Annotated in this window: 17 protein-coding genes and 1 pseudogene; 14 read left to right on the top strand and 4 right to left on the bottom strand. The window is 57.7% G+C overall.

Annotation, left to right across the window (positions count from 1 at the left end; all coding sequences use genetic code 11):
* Positions 1 to 14 precede the first annotated feature (14 nt).
* Positions 15 to 902, bottom strand: a complete 888-nt coding sequence (locus tag HBA26_RS12230) for a LysR family transcriptional regulator (RefSeq protein WP_126345494.1) — start codon at positions 900 to 902, stop codon at positions 15 to 17.
* Between the two features lie 108 nt (positions 903 to 1,010).
* On the opposite strand from HBA26_RS12230, the gene HBA26_RS12235 reads away from it, so the two are divergent.
* The 12 genes and pseudogenes from HBA26_RS12235 (at position 1,011) to HBA26_RS12295 (ending at position 11,891) form a co-directional block, all read left to right on the top strand.
* Positions 1,011 to 1,409, top strand: a complete 399-nt coding sequence (locus tag HBA26_RS12235) for a cupin domain-containing protein (protein WP_045260619.1) — start codon at positions 1,011 to 1,013, stop codon at positions 1,407 to 1,409.
* A 202-nt stretch (positions 1,410 to 1,611) separates the two neighbouring features.
* Positions 1,612 to 2,151 (top strand): AAA family ATPase, encoded by a 540-nt coding sequence (locus tag HBA26_RS12240; RefSeq protein ID WP_166720910.1) that lies wholly within the window; start codon positions 1,612 to 1,614, stop codon positions 2,149 to 2,151.
* Between the two features lie 110 nt (positions 2,152 to 2,261).
* A complete protein-coding gene (locus HBA26_RS12245) occupies positions 2,262 to 3,263 on the top strand; it encodes an LLM class flavin-dependent oxidoreductase (protein WP_126345495.1) in 1,002 nt (333 codons plus the stop codon).
* Entirely contained in the window at positions 3,260 to 4,381 is a 1,122-nt protein-coding gene (locus HBA26_RS12250) for an amidohydrolase (protein WP_063942402.1), read from the top strand. The genes HBA26_RS12245 and HBA26_RS12250 overlap by 4 nt, the downstream gene beginning before the upstream one ends.
* 16 nt (positions 4,382 to 4,397) lie before the next feature.
* A pseudogene (locus tag HBA26_RS22920) lies at positions 4,398 to 6,661 on the top strand (NtaA/DmoA family FMN-dependent monooxygenase).
* Between the two features lie 9 nt (positions 6,662 to 6,670).
* Positions 6,671 to 7,180: a GNAT family N-acetyltransferase gene (locus HBA26_RS12265; RefSeq protein ID WP_028013279.1), complete on the top strand. Its 510-nt coding sequence runs from the start codon at positions 6,671 to 6,673 to the stop codon at positions 7,178 to 7,180.
* Positions 7,181 to 7,189: 9 nt separating this feature from the next.
* The gene (locus HBA26_RS12270; protein WP_047368635.1) at positions 7,190 to 8,116 is read left to right on the top strand and encodes an amino acid ABC transporter permease; all 927 of its coding nucleotides are present in this window, start codon (positions 7,190 to 7,192) and stop codon (positions 8,114 to 8,116) included.
* Complete coding sequence (locus HBA26_RS12275; RefSeq protein WP_023292311.1) at positions 8,100 to 8,873, top strand: amino acid ABC transporter ATP-binding protein; 774 nt, start codon at positions 8,100 to 8,102, stop codon at positions 8,871 to 8,873. The genes HBA26_RS12270 and HBA26_RS12275 overlap by 17 nt, the downstream gene beginning before the upstream one ends.
* A gap of 9 nt (positions 8,874 to 8,882) precedes the next feature.
* Positions 8,883 to 9,770, top strand: coding sequence for an ABC transporter substrate-binding protein (locus HBA26_RS12280; protein ID WP_100170224.1), 888 nt, complete (start codon positions 8,883 to 8,885; stop codon positions 9,768 to 9,770).
* Positions 9,771 to 9,811: 41 nt separating this feature from the next.
* The gene (locus HBA26_RS12285) at positions 9,812 to 10,429 is read left to right on the top strand and encodes a glutathione S-transferase family protein (protein ID WP_100170225.1); all 618 of its coding nucleotides are present in this window, start codon (positions 9,812 to 9,814) and stop codon (positions 10,427 to 10,429) included.
* A gap of 37 nt (positions 10,430 to 10,466) precedes the next feature.
* On the top strand, positions 10,467 to 10,697 hold the full coding sequence (pptA, locus tag HBA26_RS12290) for a tautomerase PptA (RefSeq protein WP_028013275.1): 231 nt from the start codon (positions 10,467 to 10,469) through the stop codon (positions 10,695 to 10,697).
* Positions 10,698 to 10,889: 192 nt separating this feature from the next.
* Positions 10,890 to 11,891 (top strand): Kdo(2)-lipid IV(A) acyltransferase, encoded by a 1,002-nt coding sequence (locus HBA26_RS12295; RefSeq protein WP_100170226.1) that lies wholly within the window; start codon positions 10,890 to 10,892, stop codon positions 11,889 to 11,891.
* Between the two features lie 25 nt (positions 11,892 to 11,916).
* On the opposite strand, the gene HBA26_RS12300 is transcribed toward HBA26_RS12295, so the two are convergent.
* Positions 11,917 to 12,231 carry a helix-turn-helix domain-containing protein gene (locus tag HBA26_RS12300; RefSeq protein WP_041909805.1) on the bottom strand — a complete coding sequence of 105 codons (315 nt, stop codon included), beginning with the start codon at positions 12,229 to 12,231 and terminating at the stop codon, positions 11,917 to 11,919.
* A 160-nt stretch (positions 12,232 to 12,391) separates the two neighbouring features.
* Here HBA26_RS12300 and fusA point away from each other — a divergent pair, with 160 nt between their 5' ends.
* The gene (fusA, locus tag HBA26_RS12305; protein WP_126345496.1) at positions 12,392 to 14,491 is read left to right on the top strand and encodes an elongation factor G; all 2,100 of its coding nucleotides are present in this window, start codon (positions 12,392 to 12,394) and stop codon (positions 14,489 to 14,491) included.
* A 68-nt stretch (positions 14,492 to 14,559) separates the two neighbouring features.
* Here the strand turns inward: fusA and HBA26_RS12310 are convergent, their stop codons facing one another.
* Together HBA26_RS12310 and HBA26_RS12320 are read right to left on the bottom strand one after the other, a co-directional pair.
* Complete coding sequence (locus HBA26_RS12310; RefSeq protein WP_206512919.1) at positions 14,560 to 15,054, bottom strand: DUF3828 domain-containing protein; 495 nt, start codon at positions 15,052 to 15,054, stop codon at positions 14,560 to 14,562.
* Positions 15,055 to 15,180: 126 nt separating this feature from the next.
* Positions 15,181 to 15,753 (bottom strand): flavin reductase family protein, encoded by a 573-nt coding sequence (locus tag HBA26_RS12320; protein ID WP_028013271.1) that lies wholly within the window; start codon positions 15,751 to 15,753, stop codon positions 15,181 to 15,183.
* A 108-nt stretch (positions 15,754 to 15,861) separates the two neighbouring features.
* On the opposite strand from HBA26_RS12320, the gene nhoA reads away from it, so the two are divergent.
* A complete protein-coding gene (gene nhoA, locus HBA26_RS12325) occupies positions 15,862 to 16,707 on the top strand; it encodes an N-hydroxyarylamine O-acetyltransferase (RefSeq protein WP_088205495.1) in 846 nt (281 codons plus the stop codon).
* The last annotated feature ends 24 nt before the right edge of the window (positions 16,708 to 16,731 follow it).

Consider the following 16,731-nt stretch of genomic DNA (forward strand, 5'->3'; position numbering starts at 1 on the left):
GATGGTATAAATTTTTACTGCCGCAGGGCATCGAGAAGCAACCTGAACGCGGTTGTGTGCTGTCGACGGCTTGGATAATACAGGTGATATCCTTCAAACGTGGGGCACCAGGACTCAAGGACCCTGACGAGCCGTCCGTGCTGAAGGGCGTCCAGGACCGAGGACTCGGGCACGTAGGCTAATCCGAGGCCACTCTCCGCCGCGTCGATGCGCTGCGACAGATTACTCAGCGTAAGCTGTCCTTCAACCCGCACCCGAAGCTCGCGCCCGTCGCGCTCAAACTCCCAGTCATACACTGCCCCTCGGGTGGGCAGGCGGAGATTGATACAGCGGTGTTCACCCAGCTGCTCCGGCACGAGCGGCACGCCAAAACGAGCCAGGTAATCCGGGGAGCCGACGACCGCCATGCGCATGTCCGGCGCTATTCGCACCGCAATCATATCTTTTGCCACCTGTTCACCCAGGCGTACCCCCGCGTCGAAGCGGCCATCGACGATATCTGTCAGGCCGTTGTCGACCGTCACTTCGACGTTGATTTCAGGATACTGCAGCATAAAAGCCTTCAGTGCCGGCCAGAGCACGGCGTCCATCGCGTGCTCGCCGGCGACGATGCGGATAGCGCCTGCGGGTTTGTCGCGGGTGCTGCAAAGCGCCGTGAGTTCCTGTTCGATCTCCTGCAGATGCGGGCTGAGGCGCGAAAAGAGCTGCTCACCCGCGGGTGTCGGAACCACGCTGCGGGTTGTGCGGGTTAACAGGCGAACGTCTAATCGCGCTTCAAGCTTGCGCATCGCATGACTCAGTGCCGATTGCGAGACGCCCAGCTGCGCCGCTGCGCGCGTAAAGCTGCGCTCGCGGGCCACTACCATAAAGGAGAGCAGGTCGTTGAAATTATCTTTTAGCATTGCGGTTCTATTTATGAATTTCAGTCATGTGTTCTATCTCATTATGTACCCTAATGCTCCAGAATGCTTTGCGCTACTGTTAACGCAACAGTCAACAAGGAGCAAAAGATGAAAATTATCCGCAGCGGTTCATTACCTTCAGCAACAGGCCCGGAGGCCTGGTTTACCGGCGCTGTTCGCATTGACGCGCCCTTTCAGGCGAGCGAACCTGCCAGCGTCGGCGGGGCAACCGTGACCTTTGAGCCGGGGGCGCGCACGGCCTGGCATACGCATCCCCTGGGACAAACGCTGATTGTGACGCAGGGGCGCGGCTGGTTACAGGCGTGGGGCGAAGAGGCGGAAATCCTGAATCAGGGCGATATCGCCTGGATCCCACCCGGCGTGAAGCACTGGCACGGCGCAAGTGCGCAAACGGCAATGACGCATATCGCCATTGCCGAAGCGGTAAACGGCAGCCCGGTAACGTGGCTGGAAAAAGTGACCGACGAACAGTACCCGAACGGCTAACCGCCAAAAACGGCAATCGCCTGCTACAGGCGCGGTTGATCAAACAGCAGCACCAGACTGGCCAGTTGCAGACGTTTCTCAGGGAATAAATAGACTGCCAGACAGGAGAGTAACACCGCCGCGGTAATACCAGGAAGCATTTCGTTAACAGAATGAAAACGTTATGATTCGGTCTCATTTTCGTAAATACAGGGAGGCTGAGGTGAAAATTAACGTCATCGGAACCAGCGGAAGTGGAAAAAGCACGCTGGCGAAGCAGATTGCGACCGAACTGGCTATTCCCTATATCGAGATGGACAGACTCTACTGGCGACCCGAATGGCAGGGAACGCCGGACGATGAGTTTCAGGAAAAGCTTGAGCAGGTGCTACAGGCGTCGCCAGACTGGGTACTCGACGGCAACTATAACCGCACGCGGCCCGTTAAATGGCGTAATGTAGACGTTGTCGTGTGGGTGGATTATGGGTTTGTCCGCACCCTCTGGCAGGCCGTCAACAGGGCAATCAAACGGGCCTGGCATAAACACGAGCTTTGGCCCGGAACCGGGAACAAAGAGAGTTTCCGGCGCGCCTTCTTCAGTAAAGAGTCGATTCTCATCTGGACGATGAAAACGTGGCGTAACAACCGCACGCGTTATGAAGCCGATCTGCAAAACCCGCAATATGGGCATATCCGCTTCGTCCATATTAACCGCCGCGGGCAGGCGGAAACGCTGATTGCCGCCTTAAAATCTTATTCTTAGTAGGGTTTTATATATCTGATTTCCGGCAAACCAAATGTAAATTAATTGTTTCTCAGTGGTGAAATACGCCTTTAATAATGTCGACATGTTAAGTTAAACGAGAACGCAACATGTCATGGCGAATCAGCATTCTGGATAAAAGCCCCATCGCTGAAAATGAAACGGCTGCCGATGCGCTGGCGCGGACGTTAGCGCTGGCGCAACAGGCAGAAAATCTGGGCTATCACCGCTTCTGGATTGCCGAACACCACAATACCCCGCAACTCGCCAGCCCCTCGCCGGAACTGCTGATTGCCTGGATCCTCGGGCAAACCAAGCGCATTCGCGTCGGATCCGGCGGCGTAATGCTTCAACACTACAGCCCTTATAAAGTCGCCGAGAACTTCAACGTGCTGGCCGCGCTGGCGCCCGGTCGCGTGGATCTGGGCGTCGGGAAAGCCCCCGGCGGTTTGCCGCTCTCAACCCGCGCGCTTCAGCAGGGCCTGAATCAGCAGGAAAAGGGCAGCTTTGCCGAACAGCTGGCCCAGCTCGACCGCTGGATCCGTCCTGAGCATCTCTCTGTTGAGGAGGCCGTCCGCGCCACGCCGCTGCCGCCGCTGCCCGCTGAGGGTTTCCTGCTGGGCGCGAGCACCGAAAGCGCGCTGCTGGCCGCCAGGCTCAACTGGCACTTTGTGTTTGCCGCACACCTGAACGGCGATCCGGACCTGCTGCGCGAGGTGGTATCGACCTGGCGTGAGAACAGCGCGCGGGAGGTGATTGTGGCGGTGCAGGCGATTGTGGCGCCGACGCAGGCCGAGGCAGACGCGCTGGCGCAGAAGGTGGAGGTGTGGGGCGTTGAGCTGGCAAACGGACAGCGTGTCACCGTGGCCAGCGAAGAGCAGGCCTACGCGTTTGCGCGCCAGGCGGGCAGTGAGCCGGTGCGTATTGCACGCCGGGCGCAGTCGCTGCTGGCGGGCACCGCTGAGTCGGTAGTGGAACAGCTCAACGCGCTGCACCAGCAGTGGGGCATTGACGAATTTATCATCGACACGCCGGTGGCGGAGGGGGGGACGCGCGTCGCGTCGCTGCGACTGCTTGCCGAGGCGCGTCTTAACAAGGAGGTCACCGTATGAGTTTTGGCGAACAGCTGATTGCCTGGCGCCGCGAGCTGCACCAGAACCCGGAGCTGTCCGGCCAGGAGGTCGAAACGACCGCGCGCCTGCGCCAGTGGCTGACGAATGCCGGGATCACCCCGCAGCCTTATGACCTGTCGACCGGGCTGGTGGCGGAAATCGGGACGGGCAGCAGGCTGGTTGCGCTGCGTGCCGACATTGACGCGCTGCCGATAGAGGAGCGCAGCGGCGTGCCGTTTAGCTCACAGCATGCAGGGGTGATGCACGCCTGCGGACACGATATCCACACCAGCGTTATCCTCGGCGCCGCGTTAAAGCTGAAAGAGCGGGAGGCCTCGCTTAACGGCCGGGTGCGCATCCTGTTTCAGCCTGCCGAGGAGAACTTTGGCGGTGCGAAGAGCATGGTGCGTGCTGGTGCCCTGCGTGACGTCAGCGCCATCTTCGGCATGCACAACGAGCCCGGCCTGCCGGTCGGTGAGTTCGCCACCCGCGGCGGACCGTTTTATGCCAACGTCGATCGCTTCGTGATCCGCATCACCGGCAAAGGCGCACATGCGGCCCGCCCGCACGAAGGCAACGACGCCATTGTGCTGGCGAGCCAGCTGGTGACGGCGCTGCAAAGCGTCGCCAGCCGCAACGTCAATACGCTGGACTCGGTGGTGCTGAGCGTCACCCGCATTGCAGGGGGTAACACCTGGAACGTGCTGCCGGAAAGCGTCGAGCTGGAGGGCACGCTTCGCACCCACCGCACGGAGGTTCAGCAGAACGTGAAGGCCCGCGTGGGCGAAATCGCCGCCGGGTTTGCCAGCGCCTTCAGCGCGCAGATCGACATCACCTGGTATGCCGGGCCCACCGCGCTGGTGAACGACGAGCGCTGGGCCGACTTCGCCACCTCGGTCGCGCGTGAGGCCGGTTATGAAACCCGGCACGCGGAACTGCATATGGGCGGGGAAGATTTTGCGGTCTACCTGCAGTCTGTTCCCGGCGCGTTTGTCAGCATCGGCAGCAACAGCCCGTATGGTTTACACCACCCGGCGTTTAATCCTGACGAAGCCCTGATTGAGCCCGCAGCCCGCTATTTTGCACAGCTGGCGGAAAAAGCCCTGCAACACGTTTAATTCTGGAGAGGTAAATATGTCTGCACATCGTCAACTGCGGCTTGGGACCATTTTGCATGGTGCATCGGGCAATATGTCCGCCTGGCGTCATCCGGCGGCGGTCGCGGATGCCAGCATTAATTTTGAATTTGTAAAAGAGACGGCGTTAAAAGCGGAGGAGGGCAAACTCGATTTTTTATTCGTTGCCGACGGTCTTTATATAAATGAGAAATCCATTCCGCATTTTTTAAACCGCTTTGAGCCGTTAACGGTATTATCCGCGCTGGCAAGCATCACCACGCGTCTGGGGCTGGTGGGAACATTATCCACCTCCTACAGCGAACCCTTTACCACGGCGCGCCAGTTCGCCAGCCTCGATCATCTGAGCAACGGACGTGCGGGCTGGAACGTAGTGACTTCGCCGCTGGAAGGGTCGGCAAAGAACTTCTCGCGCGAAAAACACCCCGAGCATGCGCTGCGCTATCGCATTGCGGATGAGTATCTCGACGTGGTGAAAGGGCTGTGGGACTCCTGGGAAGGCGACGCGTTTATACGCAACAAAGAGAGCGGTCAGTTTTTTGACCCGACCAGGCTGCATACCCTCGATCACCACGGTGACTTCTTCCAGGTCGCCGGTCCGCTGAATATTGGTCGCACCCCGCAAGGGCGTCCGATTGTTTTTCAGGCGGGCGCGTCGGACGACGGGAAAAAGCTAGCGGCAAAACATGCCGACGCCATTTTCACTCATCACGAAACGCTCGACGAGGCAAAAGCGTTTTACCGCGACGTTAAGCAGCAGCTGGAAACAAACGGCCGCCGCTCGTCAGATTTACATATCTTCCAGGGCGTCAGCGTGATTGTCGGTAAAGACGCCGATGACGTGGAAAACCAGTATCAAACCACGGCGGCGCTGGTGTCGGTTACCGATGCCCTCAATTACCTCGGGCGTTATTTTGAACATCACGATTTCAGCCAATACCCGCTCGACGAGCCGTTCCCGGATATCGGTGACTTAGGCAAAAACAGCTTCCGCAGCACCACCGATGAAATTAAGCGAAATGCCCGCGAGCGCAACTTAACCCTGCGCCAGGTGGCGCTTGAGGCCGCATCGCCGCGCCCGCGCTTTTCCGGCACGCCGGAGGAGGTCGCCGACGGTCTGCAGGCCTGGTTTGAAGGCTATGCCGCAGACGGCTTCATCATCCAGGGCGGTACGCCGGATACCTTTCCGCGCTTTGTTGACCAGGTGGTGCCCGTTTTACAGGCCCGCGGCCTGTTCCGCACCGACTACCCGGGAACCACGCTGCGCGAAAGCCTTGGCTTAGACCAACCGAAAAACCAGTTCACACAACAATAAAAGAGAACTCCGCTATGCAAAAAACATCGCTTATTCTGGCGCTCGCGCTGGCCTTTACCCCTGCCGTCTGGGCAGAGAATGTGAACATTAACGGCACCGGCGTGAGCATCGAGGCCAATAAAACGCCGATCAATACCGCCAAAAACAGCGATGCAGTGGCGCAGCTGCCGAAAGATTATCGCTTCGCCGTGCCGGGGAAATTTACCGTGGCGGTGGCGGGCCTCAATCAACCGCCGCTGACGGTATTTTCCGACGACAACAAAACGCTGCTCGGGAGTGAAGTTGACGTCGCCCGTCTGGTGGCCGACAGCCTCGGACTTGAGTTGAACGTGGTGCCAACGTCGTGGGAAGACTGGCCGCTGGGCGTGGCGTCCGGGAAATACGATGCCGCCATCAGCAACATTACCGTTACCAAAGCGCGAAAAGAGAAGTTCGATTTCGCTACCTACCGTAAGGACTCCCTCGGTTTCTACGTGAAATCGACCAGCCCGATCGAATCGCTTCAGAAGGCTGAGGACATCGCCGGGCTGCGGATTATCGTTGGTTCCGGGACCAATCAGGAGGCCATCCTGCTGGCATGGAATGCTGAAAACCTGAAGAAGGGGCTGAAACCGTTTACCCCGATCTATACGAAAGACGATGCGGCGCAAACGCTGGCGCTCCAGTCCGGGCGCGCGGATGCCTACTTTGGCCCGAACGTGATTGGCGCATGGAAGGCGGCGCTGAACGGGAAAACCAAACTGGTGGGCAGCGTCGACGGCGGCTGGCCGAAGGCGGCGCACATTGCGGTGACGCTGAAGAAAGGCAGCGGGCTGGTTGAGCCGGTGCAAACCGCGCTGAACGGCGTCATCAAAAACGGCGATTACGACAAAGTGCTGAACCGCTGGGGGGAAGGCGTTGAGCGTATTCCGCAGTCAGAAGTGAATCCTGATGGCCTGGGTGATTAAGGAGGCGCTATGCGTGAACAATTTCGTGACGTTTCACCGGAAGATGCCGAACTTCAGCCCATTATCGAGGGGCTGTTCGGTGAATATGCAGCCCGCTACGGTGACTACTTCTCTAAAGACGCGGAAGTGGAACTCACCGAGTGGTATTTAGCGCCGCAGGGGCTGTTTATCGTCCTGGAGCGTGACGGAAAAATCATCGCCACCGGTGCGTACAAACCCTTCGACGAACGCACCGCGGAAATCAAGCGCATCTGGACGGACAAAACCCTGCGTCAGCAGGGGCTTGCCGGACGCGTAGTGCAGGAGCTGGAGCGCAGGGCGGTGCTGGCAGGTTACAGCCAGATCTACCTGACAACCGGTTTTCGCCAGCCGGAAGCGGTCAGGCTCTATCTCAGCCAGGGCTACCAGCCACAGTTTGATCTGAACCGGGATCCGGAAGAGTACAGCCAGCCGCCGTTTGATGGTCGGCTGCGCTTCACTAAAACGCTGGTACGCGAAGCGTTCAGTAAAACCGCATGAGGAACGACGATGAGCAACGTTGAAACCATTAAGGTGGTCCCGGCGCGTTATCCGCTGCGGACCGTCGGCGCCGCGGTGGCGCTGTTTGTCCTGGCGATCGTGATCCAGTCCGTCGCTTTCAACCCGCGCTGGGAGTGGGCGGTGTTTGCCCGCTGGTTCTTCGACCCGGTTATTCTCGAAGGTGTAGGGCAGACTCTGCTGCTGACCCTGATCGGTACCGCGCTGAGCGTGGTGTTGGGCGGCATGCTGGCGCTGGCGAGACTCTCCTCGTCATGGCTGCTGAGCAGCCTGGCGTGGGGCTATATCTGGCTGTTTCGCTCGCTGCCGCTGATCGTGGTGCTGATCATTCTCTACAACTTTTCCTATCTCTACGACACGCTCTCCCTCGGCGTGCCGTTCACCAGCATTAGCTGGGGCAGCTTTGAGACCATTAACGTGCTCGGGCAGTTCTCCACTGCCGTGGTGGGGCTAACGCTGGTGCAGAGCGCCTATACCGCCGAGATCATTCGCGGTGGATTCCTCGGCGTCGATCACGGGCAGTATGAGGCCGCCGCCGCGCTTGGCCTGCCGGCCTGGCGACGTACGGTGCGGATAATCCTGCCTCAGGCGTTGCGCACCATTCTGCCGTCGGGATTCAATGAAATCATCAGCCTCGCCAAGGGGACGGCGATGGTCTACGTCCTGGCAATGCCGGAGCTGTTCTATACCATCCAGATGATCTACAACCGCACGCAGGAGGTGATCCCGCTGCTGATGGTCGGTGCCGCCTGGTATCTGGTGATTACCACCGTCTTGTCCGCTATTCAGTACGGTGTTGAACGCGCACTCGCCCGCAGCGAACGCCGCTCTGCGGTTAATCAGAACCGTGCCGCCCGTCGCACCCGTTCCGTCACCACCACGCCAGCACAGGAGCCTATCCATGCAAGCCTCTCCTGAAGGACATATCTCGATTACCGGCGTCAGCAAGTATTTTGGTCGCCATAAGGCGCTCGACAACGTTTCGCTTGAGATCCCGCCCGGTTCCGTGACGGTCATTCTCGGGCCCTCAGGCTCGGGCAAATCGACGCTGCTGCGCACCATTAACCACCTGGAGCGCGTCGACGAAGGCTTTATTCAGATCGACGGGGACTACATTGGCTACCGTCGTCAGGGCGACAAGCTCTATGAGCTGAAGGAGAAAGAGATCCTCAAGCAGCGCGTCAACGTGGGCTATGTGTTTCAGAACTTCAATCTCTTTCCTCACCTCACGGTGCTGGAAAACCTGATTGAGGCGCCCATCGCGCATAAGAAGCTCAGCAAAAAAGAGGCGGTGGAAAGGGCATACAGCCTGCTGGATGTGGTCGGGCTGCGGGATAAAGCCGATGCCTGGTCTCGCCATCTCTCCGGCGGGCAGCAGCAGCGCATTGCGATTGCCCGCGCGCTGGCGCTACGCCCCCGCGTGATGCTGTTTGATGAACCTACCTCGGCGCTGGATCCGGAGCTGGTGGGAGAGGTGCTGGACGTGATCAAAAAACTGGCCCGGTCCGGCACTACGCTGGTGGTGGTTACCCACGAGATCGGCTTTGCCCGCGAGGTGGCGGATCAGGTGGTGTTTATGGTCGACGGGAAAATCGTGGAGCAGGGCAGCAGCGACGCGGTATTGAACCGTCCGTCGCATGCGCGAACGCGCCAGTTCCTGTCAAAAGTGCTGTAAGGAGCGCAGATGAAATACGGACTTCTGGCGGGGCTGGTCTTCACAACGGCAAGCCACGCCAGCATCGATCTGAAAGCCAACGAGCAGCCGCTGCCGGTGACGGTGGATCGGCAGGCCGTGGCGAAGATCCCCGCCGGTTATAAATTCGTTGAGCCGGGTACGCTGACGGTCGCCGTCTCGATGCTGAACTCCCCGCCGCTGGCGCTGCTGGCCAGCGATAACCGCACGCGGATTGGCAGCGACCCGGATATCGCCCGCCTGCTGGCGGGCAGCCTGGGGCTGAAGCTAAAGCTGGTGCCAACGGCGTGGGAAGACTGGCCGCTGGGCATCGCTTCCGGGCGCTACGACGTGGCGCTGGTGAACATTGCGGTGACCGAACAGCGTAAAGAGAAGTTTGATTTTGCGACCTACCGCGTCGATTCGTTGGCGTTTTCGGTGAAGTCCACCAGCGAGATTCAGTCAATCAAAAGCGCGGAAGATCTGGCCGGAAAAAAGGTGATTGTCGGCTCGGGCACCAATCAGGAGCGCATCCTGCTGGGCTGGAACGAAGAGAATAAAAAGGCGGGGCGAGCGCCTGCGCTGCCGGTCTATCTCCACGACGATGCCTCGGGCAATCTCTATATCCAGTCCGGCAGGGCGGACGTGTTCTTTGGCCCTCAGTCGGTTTCAGCTTACAAAGCGGCGCTCACCGGCAAAACCCGCGTGGTCGGTTTAGGTCCGAAAAAAGCTTATGTCGCCACCACGACCAAAAAAGGCAATGGGCTGGTGTACGCGCTGCAGGCCGCGCTGAACGGGGCGATTGAGCGCGGAGAGTACCAGAAAGTGCTGGCGCGCTGGGGCGAACAGGGCGAAGCGGTGGCGCAATCGGAGGTCAACCCGCCTGGGATAAACTACTAATGGTGCTCTACACTTAGGATTTTCACTCCTGAGGGGGCAACATGATGAAACTCTATGGCGTACCCGGCTGGGGCTCGGCAATCAGTGAAGTGATGCTGACCCTGGCTGATATCCCTTATCAGTTTGTGAACGTTGACGGGTTTGACCAGCCCGGCCCGCAGCGTGAACTGCTGCAAAAACTCAACCCGCTGTGCCAGGTGCCCACGCTGGAGCTGGAAAATGGCGCCATCATGACCGAAACGGCGGCGATTGCCCTGATGGTGCTCGACCGTTGTCCCGATCTCGCCCCGCCCGTGGGGCAGGCCGAGCGTCAGCAGTATCAGCGTCTGCTTATCTGGTTCGTGGCGAACGTCTATCCCACCTTTACCTATGCCGATTATCCCGAACGCTGGGTGCCTGATGCGCCGGAACAGCTGCAGAAAAACTGCATTGAGTACCGGAAATCCCTCTATCTGTGGTTTGAAAATCAGCTTAAGGCCGCGCCGTTTGCGCTGGGTGAACGGCTGACGCTGCTGGATGTGTATATTGCGGTGGCGCGCACCTGGGGGCCTCGCCATGAGTGGTTTGCGACAAATACGCCGAAGCTTACGGCGATTGCGGATACCGTGTGTCAGCTGCCGGAACTGCACAAGGTGTTAAAGGCAAACAACATTATCTGATAACGTGGAATGCTCACACATAACAGGAAGCCTGCATATGCCACACGTAGATATCAAATGTTTTCCCCGCGATCTTAACGACGAGCAAAAAACCGCGCTGGCGGCAGATATCGCCGAGGTGATAATTCGCCATTTCAACAGCAAAGACGGTTCAGTATCGGTGGCGTTGAACCAGGTAAACCCGGAAGACTGGAAAGCACAGGTCTGGGATACCGAAATCGGACCGAAGCTGGACGAGTTGATTAAAAAGCCTGGGTATTCAATGTAATCTTTCGCCGGGTGAGGTCATCGTCTTACCCGGTTTCTCCTGCCGCTTACGCCTTCTTTTCGCAAAAAACGATAAAAATAAGTTTTATCTGATCCGTTACACTTAACGTTCACGACCGACATTTCATCAATCCTTAGGAAAGATCGACAACAGAATCAATTAAGGACAGTCACATTAAAGGATAATTTTCTCATGACAAAATTACCCCGGTTTTCACCTGCTTTTTTCCACCCGCGATACTGGCTAAGCTGGACAGGCATCGCCGCCCTGTGGCTTATCATGCTGCTGCCTTACCCGCTGTTGTTCAAACTCGGACACGCTCTGGGCCGGTTAGCCATGCGCCTTTTACCGCGCCGTGTCGAGATTGCCCGCCGCAACCTGGAGCTTTGCTTTCCGCAGATGGAAGCAGAAGCGCGTGAATCTTTGCTGCAGCGAAATTTTGAATCCGTGGGAATGGGGGTAATCGAAACCGGCATGGCGTGGTTCTGGCCTGAATGGCGGGTGCGTAAATGCTTTACCGTGCGCGGTTACGAACATATGGAGCAGGCCAGGGCGCAGGGGAAGGGCGTGGTGCTGGTTGGCATGCATTTTCTGACGCTTGAGCTGGGCGCGCGGATATTTGGCATGCTTAACCCCGGTATTGGGGTTTATCGTCCCAACAATAATGCGCTCCTGGACTGGCTACAAACGCGCGGTCGTCTGCGTTCGAATAAAACCATGCTGGATCGTCATGATTTAAAAGGTATGATCCGCGCCCTGAAGCAGAATGAAATTCTCTGGTACGCGCCGGATCATGACTATGGCAAAGCCAACAGCGTGTTTGCGCCATTCTTCGCCGTCCCGGATGCCGCCACGACGGCGGGCAGCTATATGCTGGTCAAAAGCGCGAAACCTGCCGTTATTCCGTTTGTGCCGCGCCGCAGAGAGGACGGTACAGGGTACGAGCTGATTATTCTTGAAGATATCAGCGCGTCATTGCAGGGTGCGGATAAAGAGTCTGTCGCAACCCAGATGAACCGGGCGATCGAGCGCGCGGTGCTGATGGCGCCGGAGCAGTATATGTGGCTGCACCGTCGCTTCAAGACGCGTCCTGAGGGCGTGCCGGACAGATATGCCCGTAAAAAAATCTCCGCGCCCCCTCGGGCTGGCTTAACCGACGATGAATTCTCGCAGCAGTCGGGCATGCAGCACTAAAACGCCACGCAAAAGGCTGCTGGAGCTAGTTTCCGGCAGCGCTTTTGGCCTTTAGCAGTATTTCCATCAGCCCGGGAAAACGGGCATCCAGATCCTCCCGACGCAGTGAAATCATATTTTCTCGTCCCTGCGGACGCTGCCAGATGACCCCACTGTCGCGCAACACGCGCCAGTGGTGGGTCATCGTGGACTTCACCACATCTTCCGGGCGCAGTGCGTTACAGCTGAGTTCGCTGCCATCGGCGAGCCGGCGAATAATCGATAGCCGGAGCGGGTTGCCGAGGGCAAACAGCACATTTTCCAGCAGTATTTGTTCAGTTTCAGGGTGGTTAGGGATCATCGTTTTCCTGCGCGTGATGTCAGATTGAGCTATATCAACAATAGGTCAACCCTTAAAAAATAGTTCGATAATACTCGTACAATAGGACTATTATAGCAAACGAACCAATGCACGACCATCCCGGTCGTCACAAACACGTCATAGTGACTAAGGAAATATCATGCCCCGACCCATTCCTCTCGAACGTTATCGCAACATCGGTATCTCCGCGCATATCGATGCCGGTAAAACCACCACCACTGAGCGCATCCTGTTTTATACCGGGATGAGCCACAAGCTGGGTGAAGTACACGATGGCGCGGCAACCACCGACTGGATGGCGCAGGAGCAAGAGCGCGGGATCACCATTACGTCCGCGGCGGTGAGCTGCTTCTGGCCAGGCATGGACAGAGGCTTTGAGCCGCACCGGATCAACATCATCGACACCCCGGGGCACGTGGACTTCACCATTGAGGTGGAGCGTTCCATGCGCGTGCTCGACGGCGCGGTGATGGTGTACGACTCCGTCGGCGGCGTGCAGCCGCAGTCGGAAACCGTCTGGCGTCAGGCCAATAAATATCACGTACCGCGTCTGGCCTTCGTCAACAAAATGGACCGTCCGGGTGCCGATTTCTTCCGCGTCGTGCGGATGATGCAGGAGCGCCTGAAGGCCAATCCGGTGCCGATTGTCATCCCGGTGGGGGCCGAAGATCATTTCACCGGCGTGGTGGATCTCATCAAGATGCGCACCATTCTGTGGGACGATGCGACGCAGGGTATGGTGTTTACCTATGCCCCCGTGCCGGACGATTTAGTCAGTACCGCCCAGGAGTGGCGGGAAAAAATGGTCTCCGCGGCGGCGGAAGCCAGCGATGAACTGATGGACAAATACCTGGAAACGGGCGACCTGACGGAGGCGGAAATTATCCAGGGGCTGCGCATTCGCACCATCTCGGGCGAAATCCAGCCGATGCTGTGCGGCAGCGCCTTTAAAAACAAAGGTGTGCAGCGCATGCTGGATGCGGTGATTGAGCTGATGCCGTCCCCGCTGGACGTGCCGGCCATTGATGGCGTGGATGAAAAAGGACAGCACGCGGAGCGTCATCCGAGTGATGATGAGCCGTTCTCGGCGCTGGCGTTCAAGCTGATGAGCGATCCGTACGTCGGGCAGTTGACCTTTATCCGGGTCTACTCTGGCGTGCTGCGCAAAGGCGACGCGGTCTATAACCCGGTGAAAGAGAAGAAAGAGCGCATCGGGCGCATCGTGCTGATGCATGCCAACGATCGCCATGAGGTGGATGAACTGCGCGCGGGCGATATCGCGGCCTGCGTGGGGCTGAAGGACGTGACCACCGGTGACACGCTCACCGATCCGAACGCCGTCATTACGCTTGAGCGCATGGAGTTCCCGGATCCGGTGATCTCGCTGGCGATTGAGCCGAAAACCAAAGGCGATCAGGAGAAAATGGGGATTGCGCTGCAGCGTCTGGCGGCGGAAGACCCGTCTTTCCGCCTGCACACTGACGAGGAGTCCGGTCAGACCATTATCTCCGGGATGGGTGAGCTACACCTCGAGATTATCGTCGACCGCATGAAGCGTGAGTTTGGCGTCGAGGCGAATATCGGTCGTCCGCAGGTGACGTACCGCGAAACCCTGCGCAAAGCGGTGAAGGATATCGAAGGCAAATTTGTCCGGCAGTCCGGCGGTAAAGGGCAGTACGGTCATGTGGTGCTGAGCCTGGAGCCGCTGGAGCCCGGAAGTGGTTTTGTATTTGAAGATGCCACCAAGGGCGGCGTGGTACCGCGCGAGTATATCCCGTCCGTGGAGAAAGGGCTGCGGGAAGCGATGAACAGCGGCGTGCTGGCGGGCTATCCGGTCGTCGATGTTAAGGCGACGCTGACGTTTGGCTCGTATCACGACGTCGACTCCTCGGAGATGGCGTTCCGCATGGCGGCGATCCTCGGCTTCAAGGAGGGCGCTCGCAGGGCGGATCCGGTGATCCTTGAGCCGATCATGCACGTGGAGGTGGAAACGCCGGAAGAGTACGCCGGGAACATCATGGGCGATCTCTCTTCCCGCCGCGGCATGGTGCAGGGAATGGCGGAGCAGTACGGAAGCCAGATTATCCGCGCCGATGTGCCGCTGGCCGAGATGTTTGGTTACGCCACCACGCTGCGTTCGATGTCCCAGGGACGCGCGACGTACACGATGGAGTTCCATCATTTTGCGGAGGCACCGCGGAATGTTGCGGATGAGATTGTAGCGAAGCGTGCGAAGTAGTTAATTAATTGCACATGGTAGTCGGTGGGCTACCATGTGCTTTTTTTACGACACGGAGATTATCCATGTTACTTAATTAGCGTTGCCGAGCGGACTTTCCATTTCCCTTGTTCTTCACTAAGACAATCTGCAACAACGTGATCTTGCTTCTTACCAAACGCGATATAAACGTTTGTGCAAACGGCGTCAAAATCAGAGTGCAGGATGGTTATCTGATTCCAGTCCTCATCCCAATCCTGTGATTTGATGAACATATCCGCATCGGGCATGTCTTTTTCGTTACTTTCTCCTGAGTACATTTCTTTAATTGCATTAATTGTCCCTGACGCAACGTATTCATTCATGATGTCTGGATTAAGAACGGGCGGTTTGTCCTCATTTAGCTGAGCCATATACCACTGATTGAATTTTAGCGCTGCCAGCCCTGGGGCATTGACGCTTTCAGCGACCGCGAGCGGAGACAGGGCAAGAAGGAAAAAGACGTAGTGAGCACAATACCCCGTGCTCTTCGGTTGGGCGTGTGATTTAGCATATGAGATTGCGCCATCTTTATTCCATGTCATTGATATTTCCTTAACGCGAGAGTGCTAATGCTGCAACTCAGGAAATATCCTCCGTTTTAGAACGCAATAGTAAACATAAAATGCCATAGAAATTCGCTATAATTCAGTAGGATATAATTTAGGAAATCAATCCAGCGCCTTCACCATCTTTCCGCTCGCCACAAACGTCCCAGCCCCTAAATGATGCAGGGTATTCAACTTATCCCCGTCAAACTGCCAGCGCCCGGCGACAAACGCGCGCTCATCGGCTGCCGCTGAAACCACTTCTCCAAACAGCGTGTCGTATTTCTCTGCCGCAGAGGTGACGGGAAGTAATCGGCACTCCATCCACGCCAGACATTTTTCTTCAATCACCGGCAGCCCGAGCTCAGGGCCGTTCACGACCGGGATCCCGTAGCAGTTGAATTTGTCCTCGTCGCGCCCGCTGACGCTGCCGACAGCGTATGTCCAGTTAGCTGCCGCCACGCCGGGGATGACGATGCCAAACTTCCCGCTGTGCTCAATCAGCTCACGTGACCAGGTACTTTTATCCACCACAATCGCGATGCGCGGCGGTTCAAACTCAACGGGCATTGACCATGCGGCGGCCATAACGTTACGTCTGTCCAGGGTTTCATCGCGGCTGGTGATCAGCACGGTAGGGCCGTGGTTCAGCAGACGGCTGGCATGACGTAATTCAACAGGGCGAAAGTGGCTCATAGGATCTCCTCATCTGTAACGATGAGTATGACGAAAAAGCACGTAAATCAAAGTGAGTGCGTAAAATTAGTTTATAAACAGAACATCACAATCAAAGGAAAATGATGTATGTCCCCCTTTCTGACTGACTATTTTGCCCGCATTGGGTGGGCGCAACCGACACGGGTTGATATCGAAACCCTGCGCGCGCTGCATTTACACCACAACTGTGCGATCCCGTTCGAAAATATTGATGTCGTCCTGCCGCGCGAAATCCATCTTGACGATCAATGTCTGGTCGACAAGCTGGTGACGGCGCGACGCGGAGGATATTGCTTTGAGCAAAACGGCCTTTTCGAGCGCGTGTTGCGTGAAGTCGGGTTTAACGTGCGCAGCGTGCTGGGGCGGGTCGTACTGGCAAATCCATCGCAAATGCCGCCGCGCACGCACCGCCTGCTGCTGGTTGAGCTGAACGGCGAGCGCTGGATTGCCGACGTGGGGTTTGGTGGACAGACGCTGACGGCGCCGATTCGCCTGCTCGCCAACGAGGAACAGGAAACCCCGCACGGCATGTACCGTCTTCTGAGCGAGGGTAACGACTGGGTATTACAGTTCCGTCACCACGAGCACTGGCAGTCGATGTACCACTTTGACCTGACGACGCAGTATTTCAGCGATTACGTGATGGGGAACTTCTGGTCGGCGCACTGGCCGCAGTCCCATTTTCGTCATCATCTGCTGATGTGTCGCCACCTGCCGGACGGCGGCAAGCTGACGCTGACTAACTTCAACTTTACCCACTGGCAGAACGGTCACGTGGAGGAGCAGATCCATTTGCCGGATGCGGAGGCGCTGTATAAGCTGATGCAGGAGCGGTTTGGCCTTGGCGTTGATGATCCGAAGCACGGCTTTACACTGGCCGAGCTGACGGCAGTGATGGCGGGGTTTGATACGCATCCGCAGGCAGGGAAATAGCCCGGTGGCGGCTACGCCTTACCG

The organism is Enterobacter sp. 725m/11 (assembly GCF_011683705.1).
GTDB classification, from domain to species: Bacteria; Pseudomonadota; Gammaproteobacteria; order Enterobacterales; family Enterobacteriaceae; genus Enterobacter; species Enterobacter bugandensis.

Bases quoted from the DNA above. Each gene is read 5' to 3' on its own strand.
- HBA26_RS12230 (WP_126345494.1), bottom strand. From the start codon at position 902: ATGCTAAAAGATAATTTCAACGACCTGCTCTCCTTTATGGTAGTGGCC.
- HBA26_RS12235 (WP_045260619.1), top strand. From the start codon at position 1,011: ATGAAAATTATCCGCAGCGGTTCATTACCTTCAGCAACAGGCCCGGAG.
- HBA26_RS12245 (WP_126345495.1), top strand. From the start codon at position 2,262: ATGTCATGGCGAATCAGCATTCTGGATAAAAGCCCCATCGCTGAAAAT.
- HBA26_RS12250 (WP_063942402.1), top strand. From the start codon at position 3,260: ATGAGTTTTGGCGAACAGCTGATTGCCTGGCGCCGCGAGCTGCACCAG.
- HBA26_RS12265 (WP_028013279.1), top strand. From the start codon at position 6,671: ATGCGTGAACAATTTCGTGACGTTTCACCGGAAGATGCCGAACTTCAG.
- HBA26_RS12270 (WP_047368635.1), top strand. From the start codon at position 7,190: ATGAGCAACGTTGAAACCATTAAGGTGGTCCCGGCGCGTTATCCGCTG.
- HBA26_RS12275 (WP_023292311.1), top strand. From the start codon at position 8,100: ATGCAAGCCTCTCCTGAAGGACATATCTCGATTACCGGCGTCAGCAAG.
- HBA26_RS12280 (WP_100170224.1), top strand. From the start codon at position 8,883: ATGAAATACGGACTTCTGGCGGGGCTGGTCTTCACAACGGCAAGCCAC.
- HBA26_RS12285 (WP_100170225.1), top strand. From the start codon at position 9,812: ATGATGAAACTCTATGGCGTACCCGGCTGGGGCTCGGCAATCAGTGAA.
- pptA (WP_028013275.1), top strand. From the start codon at position 10,467: ATGCCACACGTAGATATCAAATGTTTTCCCCGCGATCTTAACGACGAG.
- HBA26_RS12295 (WP_100170226.1), top strand. From the start codon at position 10,890: ATGACAAAATTACCCCGGTTTTCACCTGCTTTTTTCCACCCGCGATAC.
- HBA26_RS12300 (WP_041909805.1), bottom strand. From the start codon at position 12,231: ATGATCCCTAACCACCCTGAAACTGAACAAATACTGCTGGAAAATGTG.
- fusA (WP_126345496.1), top strand. From the start codon at position 12,392: ATGCCCCGACCCATTCCTCTCGAACGTTATCGCAACATCGGTATCTCC.
- HBA26_RS12310 (WP_206512919.1), bottom strand. From the start codon at position 15,054: ATGACATGGAATAAAGATGGCGCAATCTCATATGCTAAATCACACGCC.
- HBA26_RS12320 (WP_028013271.1), bottom strand. From the start codon at position 15,753: ATGAGCCACTTTCGCCCTGTTGAATTACGTCATGCCAGCCGTCTGCTG.
- nhoA (WP_088205495.1), top strand. From the start codon at position 15,862: ATGTCCCCCTTTCTGACTGACTATTTTGCCCGCATTGGGTGGGCGCAA.